The sequence below is a fragment of the Mesorhizobium helmanticense genome (assembly GCF_003034915.1).
GTDB lineage: Bacteria > Pseudomonadota > Alphaproteobacteria > Rhizobiales > Rhizobiaceae > Mesorhizobium > Mesorhizobium helmanticense.
In genome coordinates, this window is sequence record NZ_PZJX01000054.1 from 23,256 (window position 1) to 29,883 (window position 6,628).

Annotated in this window: 7 protein-coding genes; 3 read left to right on the forward strand and 4 right to left on the reverse strand. The window is 62.9% G+C overall.

Annotated elements, in window-relative coordinates; all coding sequences use genetic code 11:
• Positions 1–26 precede the first annotated feature (26 nt).
• From C9427_RS29085 to mntR, 4 genes are all read right to left on the reverse strand, one after another.
• Positions 27–1,295: a TCR/Tet family MFS transporter gene (locus C9427_RS29085; protein WP_107652479.1), complete on the reverse strand. Its 1,269-nt coding sequence runs from the start codon at positions 1,293–1,295 to the stop codon at positions 27–29.
• A 152-nt stretch (positions 1,296–1,447) separates the two neighbouring features.
• Positions 1,448–2,380 carry a KPN_02809 family neutral zinc metallopeptidase gene (gene ypfJ, locus C9427_RS29090; RefSeq protein ID WP_107652480.1) on the reverse strand — a complete coding sequence of 311 codons (933 nt, stop codon included), beginning with the start codon at positions 2,378–2,380 and terminating at the stop codon, positions 1,448–1,450.
• 191 nt (positions 2,381–2,571) lie between these two features.
• Entirely contained in the window at positions 2,572–2,760 is a 189-nt protein-coding gene (locus C9427_RS29095) for a hypothetical protein (RefSeq protein WP_097572777.1), read from the reverse strand.
• A 100-nt stretch (positions 2,761–2,860) separates the two neighbouring features.
• Positions 2,861–3,313, reverse strand: a complete 453-nt coding sequence (mntR, locus tag C9427_RS29100; protein ID WP_167434524.1) for a manganese-binding transcriptional regulator MntR — start codon at positions 3,311–3,313, stop codon at positions 2,861–2,863.
• 240 nt (positions 3,314–3,553) lie between these two features.
• Between mntR and C9427_RS29105 the strand changes: the two genes are divergently transcribed.
• From C9427_RS29105 to C9427_RS29115, 3 genes are all read left to right on the forward strand, one after another.
• Complete coding sequence (locus C9427_RS29105; RefSeq protein ID WP_107652482.1) at positions 3,554–4,921, forward strand: Nramp family divalent metal transporter; 1,368 nt, start codon at positions 3,554–3,556, stop codon at positions 4,919–4,921.
• A 59-nt stretch (positions 4,922–4,980) separates the two neighbouring features.
• Positions 4,981–5,820, forward strand: coding sequence for a protein-L-isoaspartate O-methyltransferase family protein (locus C9427_RS29110; protein WP_107652483.1), 840 nt, complete (start codon positions 4,981–4,983; stop codon positions 5,818–5,820).
• Positions 5,821–5,942: 122 nt separating this feature from the next.
• Complete coding sequence (locus C9427_RS29115) at positions 5,943–6,596, forward strand: dihydrofolate reductase family protein (RefSeq protein WP_107652484.1); 654 nt, start codon at positions 5,943–5,945, stop codon at positions 6,594–6,596.
• The last annotated feature ends 32 nt before the right edge of the window (positions 6,597–6,628 follow it).

A 6,628-nucleotide genomic window follows, 5' to 3' on the forward strand; every position in this document is an offset into this window, starting at 1 on the left:
CGTAAAACGGATTCGACAGGCGAGGGTCAAATCCTGTCGGTCGCCGCTTCCTGCGCATGCATGCGCTCGGCTTCCTTCGACGTCGGCTTTGCCACTTTCGTGGCGAAGACGATGAGCGCCAGCGTCAGGAAAATCGCGCCGAGCAGATAGGGCGCGCCGCCGAAGGTCACGGGCGCGTTCGGCCCCGTGAACCAGGAAAAGATCGCCGTATAAAGCAGCGGCGTGATGATCGAGGTGATCGAGAAGATCGACGTCATCGCGCCCTGGAGTTCGCCTTGCGCCGAAGGCGGCACCTTGGCGGCGGCGAGGCTCCTGAGCGGCGGATCGGCCAACGCTTCGAGGCATCCGGCGACGATCACCGCATAGATCATCCAGCCTTGCCAGGCGAAGGCGTAGCCAAACGCGCTGAGCGCGGTAAATGCGAGACCGATTACCGCCGTCTTCCACTCGCCAAGCCTGGGGATCACGCGCGGCAGGACCGTCGCCATGACGATCGCTCCGCACAGGCCGAAGACGCCGAGCGAGAAGCCGATCTGCTGTTCGCTCCAGCCATAGCGGTAATTGGAGACGAACGACCAGACCGCCGGATACATCATGTGCCCCAGCGTCATCAGGAAGAAGGCAAGACCGATCCAGCCTATGCCTTGGTAGTTGCGCATCTGGAGGAGCGTGCCGACCGGATTGGCGCGTTTCCACTCGAAGCGGCGACGGTGCTTGTCATCAAGCGTTTCCGGCAGGAAAAACAGCGCGATCAGGAAATTCACGAAAGCAAGCCCGGCGGCGAAATAGAACGGCACGCGCGGCCCGAACGTGCCGAGCAGCCCGCCCAGCACCGGCCCGATGACGAAGCCGACACCGAAGGCGATGCCGAGCAGGCCGAAATTCTTCGCCCGGTTCTCGTCGGTCGAGATGTCGGCGATGAATGCGGATGTCGTGGAATAGCTGGCGCCGGAAATGCCGGCCAGCACACGCCCGATGAACAGCATCGGGTAGGACCAGGCGATGGCGCAGATCAGATTGTCTATGGAGAAAGTCAGCACGGAGGCGAGCAGGATCGGCCGCCGTCCGAACCGATCACTCAACCCGCCCATCACCGGCGCGAAAACGAACTGCATCGCCGCATAGGCGAACAACAGCCAGCCACCTTCGATCGCCGCTTCGCTAACGCCGACGCCGGTCAGCTCCCTGAGATAGGCCGGCAGCACCGGCATGATCATGCCGAAGCCGATGATGTCGAGCAGCAGGGTGGTGAAAACGAGCGCAAGGCCCCGCCTGGCGGTTTTGGGATCGATCATGATGATATCTCCTCGGGCCGCCCGGGGCGAAGGCAGAGGCACCTTATAGGTGAGTGCGTCGCACGGAACAATAAGGGAACGGGAAGGGCATTTCCATCCTGACATCCCCTGACGGCAATGTTGCCGCCAAATCAGCGAGAAAAGCCGGCGCTTCAGATCGGATTGTTAAACGTATCGCAATCCGAAAGCTTGCCGGTCTTGTAACCGCGCGCCAGCCAGGTCTGGCGCTGTTGCGAGGTGCCATGGTTGAAGCTCTCCGGCACGACGTAGCCTTGCATCTTCTTTTGCATCGTGTCGTCGCCGATCTGCTGTGCGGCGTTCAGCGCCTCCTGAATGTCACCCTGTTCAAGAAGACCTTTCTGGGCGGTGAAATGCGCCCAGACGCCGGCGAAGCAGTCGGCCTGTAGCTCGACTCGCACCGACATCTGGTTGGATTCGGCCTCGCCCATCTGTTGGCGCATCTGGTTGAACTTGGGCAGGATGCCGGTGAGGTTCTGGACATGATGGCCGACCTCATGCGCGACCACATAGGCCTGGGCGAAATCGCCCGAAGCGCCGAATTGCCGGTCGAGTTGCTGGAAGAAGGTGGTGTCGAGATAGACCTTTTGGTCGCCGGGGCAGTAGAATGGACCGGCCGCCGAAGAGGCGAAGCCGCAAGCCGAGCGGATCTGCCCGCTGAACAGGACCAGCTTCGGATCCTTATAGGTCAGGCCATTGGCCTGGAAAATGCCGGTCCAGGTGTCCTCGGTCTCGGCGAGCACTGTCGAGACGAACTGCTTCATCTCGTCGGAGGCCGGCGCACCGGTGCCGCCGCCCTGCTCGCCGCTGTTGTCGGTGATCTGGCCGCCGCCGCCCGGCATCAAGCTGCCGCCGCCGTTCAGGATCTGCAGGGGATTGATGCCGAAAACACCCCAGGCAATCAGGGCAATCACGCCCAGGATGATGAGGCTCGACAGCGACATGCGGCCGCCGCCGGCACTGCCGCCGATCGGGATACGGAACTGGCCGGGACGGCCGAAGCCACCGCCGCCCTGGCTGCGTTGATCCTCGACATTGTCACTCTGACGACGACCCTTCCAGAGCATGGCAAATCCTTATGACGCACGTTTCCGGCTTATCGGGCGGTGATCAAGCCCATCCCGTCAAACAATAATTATCCCAACGATGGTCCCAAGTCACAGCATTTCTCACGTTGCGAAACATGCGACGAGCAACGCCGCTCTGTCCGAGAGACAAGCCAACTCGGGACCCGACTGATCGTTTGGACGCGGCCCGTTCAGCTCTTCTGCTTGGCACCGGCGCTCTTGCCGTCGGAGCTTTTGGAGCGCTCCTCGAAACGCGCGGCACCTTTCTTCAGCGGGCGGCCGGTTTCCGCTTCCGTCTTGCGCTCGTCCTTCGCAGCGGCCTGCCTCAATCCCTTGGCGGCTTGCTTGCCCTTCGCGGTCGGTGCCTGTTCAACGCCCATGATATCCTCCTCGCCTCGCGACAATCGCGCGGCACGATATCAAACGCACCGGCGATGCAGCGGTTCCGGTGGATCAACGGCGTGGAATGGCGAGCCGGTATCAGCGTACCGCGATCATCGCCTTGCGGAAGGCTTCAAGCGTCTCGGCGCTGACATGGTGCTCGATGCCCTCGGCATCGATGCGCGCCGTCTCGGCGCTGACACCGAGCGAGCGCAGGAAGGCTTCCACCGTCTGATGGCGAATCCGGCTCTCTTCCGCGACCTTGCGGCCGGCTTCCGTCAGGAACACGCCGCGGTAGGGCTTCCTCGAAACCAGCCCGTCGGCGCAGAGCCGCGTCAGCATCTTGGCAACCGTCGGCTGGGCAACGCCGAGCCGCGCCGCGATATCGACCTGCCGCGCCTCGTTGCCGTCCTCGATCAGGTCGGCGATAAGCTCGACATAGTCCTCGACCAGCGCGCTGCGGCGCGCTTCGCGCGTCTGCCGGAAGCCTTCCGAATGGATTTCGGCGTCGGGCAGCGGTTCGCGCGGGACCGGTTTTTTCTTCAGCGCCAATATGCGCTCCTCCTCGACTGTCGGCGGATGAGCCGGCATTGCACATTCATAGCACGGGCTTCCCTTGCCCTGGCCGTTTATTTGCATTCCAAGGCAGGCGCAACCGCCGTTTGGGGTTATCCATCCGGGCATTGATCGAGCACATCACAAAAGCATGATCGATGAAATATAGCATATTGCATAATGTTGAGCCGCGACATAGATAGAACCGCAAGCCATCCATTCAAGCGGAAGCCCTCCATGTCAGACGCCGAAGCCACATCAGCACCCCGATCCATGTGGCGGTTTGCCCGGCCGGAAGAAGACGAGCAGCCCAGCCTGCGCGAGGTCAACGCTTCGATCGCGGTGCCGCAAACTGGCACCTGGTTCCGTCGCCTGTTCGCCTTCATGGGGCCGGGCTACATGGTTTCGGTCGGCTATATGGATCCGGGCAACTGGGCGACCGACCTCGCCGGCGGCGCCCAGTTCGGCTATACGCTGCTCTTCATCATCATGCTGTCGAACCTGATGGCGATCCTGCTGCAGGCGCTCGCCGCCAGGCTCGGCATCGCCACCGGCCGCGATCTCGCCCAGGCCTGCCGCGCCTATTATCCGCGACCGGTCAATTTCATGCTGTGGATCGCCTGCGAACTGGCGATTATTGCCTGCGACCTGGCCGAAGTCATCGGCACAGCGATTGCCCTGCAGCTTCTGTTCGGCATTCCGCTGATCGGCGGCGCCGTCTTGACCGCCCTCGACGCCTTCCTCGTTCTGCTGCTCATGAACAGGGGCTTCCGCTACCTCGAGGCCTTTATCGTGGCGCTCCTGATCGTCATCTTCGGCTGTTTCGCCATCCAGATCTTCGCCGCCGCTCCCCCGGTTGGCTCGATCCTGCATTCGATGTTCGTGCCGTCGACCGAAATCGTCACCAACCCGGCCATGCTCTACATCGCCATCGGCATCATTGGCGCCACCGTGATGCCGCACAATCTCTATTTGCACTCCTCGATCGTGCAGACCCGCGCCTATGAGCGCACCGAGACCGGCAAGCGCGACGCCATCAAATGGGCAACGACGGACTCGACCATTGCCCTGATCCTGGCGCTGTTCGTCAACGCCTCCATCCTCATCGTATCGGCCGTGGCCTTCCATGGAACCGGCCATCAGGATGTCGCCGAGATCGGCCAGGCCTTCGAACTCCTGTCGCCGCTGCTTGGCCTCGGCATCGCCTCGATCCTGTTTGCCGTGGCGCTGCTTGCCTCCGGCCTGAACTCGACGGTGACGGCGACGCTTGCCGGGCAGATCGTGATGGAAGGTTTTCTGCGCCTGCGCATCCCGCAATGGGCGCGCCGCCTGCTGACGCGTGGCATCGCCATCATACCGGTGGTGGTCGTCACCGCGCTCTATGGCGAGAAGGGGACCGGCCAGCTGCTGGTCTTCAGCCAGGTGATCCTGTCGATGCAACTCCCCTTCGCGGTGATCCCGCTGGTGCAGTTCGTGTCGGACAAGAAGAAGATGGGCACGTTCGCCATTCCACGCTCCGTCGCCGCACTTGCCTGGGTGGTCGCCGGCGTCATCCTGGTGCTCAACTTCAAGCTGCTCTACGACACCGTCGCCGGCATCGGCTGAAAGTTCTCTCAGCCAGGGCGGCCGCGACAAATCGGCAATCCGCGCTATGTTGCCAGGCCATGACGCAGATTGCCGAAGCTCGAAAATTCTACGCGCGGCTGCTGGCCGCCCATGCCGGCTCGGCCGACCCACGTCTCGAAGCGGTTTTCACCGAGGTGCCGCGCGAAGCCTTTCTCGGCCCCGGGCCATGGACGGTCATCGCCGGCAACGCCAAGCTCGAAACGCCGAGCGCCGATCCGGTCCATCTCTACCAGAATGTGCTGGTGGCGCTCGACGCCGCCAAGGGCATCAACAACGGCGAACCGTTCCTGCACGCCATGTGGATCGGCAAGGTGGCGCCAAAACCCGGCGAGGCCGTCACCCATATCGGCGCCGGCACCGGTTACTACACAGCGCTGCTGGCACGGCTGGTGTCGCCCGGCGCCGTCACCGCCTTCGAACTGGAGGCCGATCTTGCCGACCGCGCCAGACAGAATCTCGAACCCTATGGCAATGTGAGCTTCATCCATGGCGACGCGGTGACCGGCAGCCTGCCGCCGTCTGATATCATCTATGTCAATGCCGCCGTCGTGGCGCCGCCGGCCGACTGGCTGAAGGCGCTGAAGCCCGGCGGCCGCATGATCTTTCCCTGGCGCCCGGCCGAACGCGTCGGCCTGGCGGTCATGGTGACCCGCACGGAAAAAGGCTTTGCCTGCGACCCGTTCATGCGGTCATGGTTCATTCCTTGCGTCGGCGCCTCGCTCGCAGGCTCCATGGCGAAAATCCCCGACCGCGACAGGGCCGCGCGCAGCCGCTCGATCTGGCTGACCGCCAACAAGGCGCCGGACCGCACCGCCGTCGCCGTCATCGGCGACGTCTGGTTCTCGTCGAGAGACATTCGCGGCCGACTGGCAAGCTAAAGTCATCCGGGCCGGACGGGCTAAAGCGCCAGAAATTTCGCCGGCCTTGTCGGATGAGCGCTTGCTCGCCCGTCCTTTGACCGAAATCTGACGGCACGGACAATTAAGAAAGGAGAACTCCCATGAGGAAGATCATCGCCTCGACATTCGTCAGCCTCGACGGCGTCATGCAGGCGCCCGGCGGACCGGAGGAAGACCCGGTCGGCGGTTTTGAATTCGGCGGCTGGACGTTCCATTACTGGGACGAAGTGATGGGCGCCGCGATGGACGAGACGTTTTCGAAACCGTTCGCGCTGCTTCTCGGCCGCAGGACCTATGACATCTTCGCCGCCTACTGGCCCTATCAGAAGAACGGCCTGATCGCCGACAGTTTCAACGCCGCCACCAAATATGTGGCGACGCACAGGCCGGGGACGCTCACCTGGCAGAACAGCCAGTCGCTTGGCGACGATGTCGTGGCCACGCTGCGCCAGCTCAAGCAGGAAGCTGGCCCGGACCTGCTCATCCAGGGGTCAAGCGAGCTGATCCAGACCTTGCTCGCCAACGGCCTGATCGACGAGATCACCTTGCTGATCTTCCCGCTTGTGCTGGGCAAGGGCAAGCGGCTGTTCGATGACAACGCGCTGCCGGCCGCCTTCCAGCTCACCAAGTCGCTGGCTTCAAGCACTGGCGTCATCATGGCGCGCTATGAACGCGGCGGTAAGATCAAGACCGGATCTTTCGCGACGGAGGAGCCTTCGGAAGCCGAGATCGAGCGGCGCAAGAACTGGAAGTAGCCCAGAATCTGGGTTCCTCGCCCCCACGAATG

Bases quoted from the DNA above. Each gene is read 5' to 3' on its own strand.
- ypfJ (WP_107652480.1), bottom strand. From the start codon at position 2,380: ATGCTCTGGAAGGGTCGTCGTCAGAGTGACAATGTCGAGGATCAACGC.
- C9427_RS29110 (WP_107652483.1), top strand. From the start codon at position 4,981: ATGACGCAGATTGCCGAAGCTCGAAAATTCTACGCGCGGCTGCTGGCC.
- C9427_RS29095 (WP_097572777.1), bottom strand. From the start codon at position 2,760: ATGGGCGTTGAACAGGCACCGACCGCGAAGGGCAAGCAAGCCGCCAAG.
- C9427_RS29085 (WP_107652479.1), bottom strand. From the start codon at position 1,295: ATGATCGATCCCAAAACCGCCAGGCGGGGCCTTGCGCTCGTTTTCACC.
- C9427_RS29115 (WP_107652484.1), top strand. From the start codon at position 5,943: ATGAGGAAGATCATCGCCTCGACATTCGTCAGCCTCGACGGCGTCATG.
- C9427_RS29105 (WP_107652482.1), top strand. From the start codon at position 3,554: ATGTCAGACGCCGAAGCCACATCAGCACCCCGATCCATGTGGCGGTTT.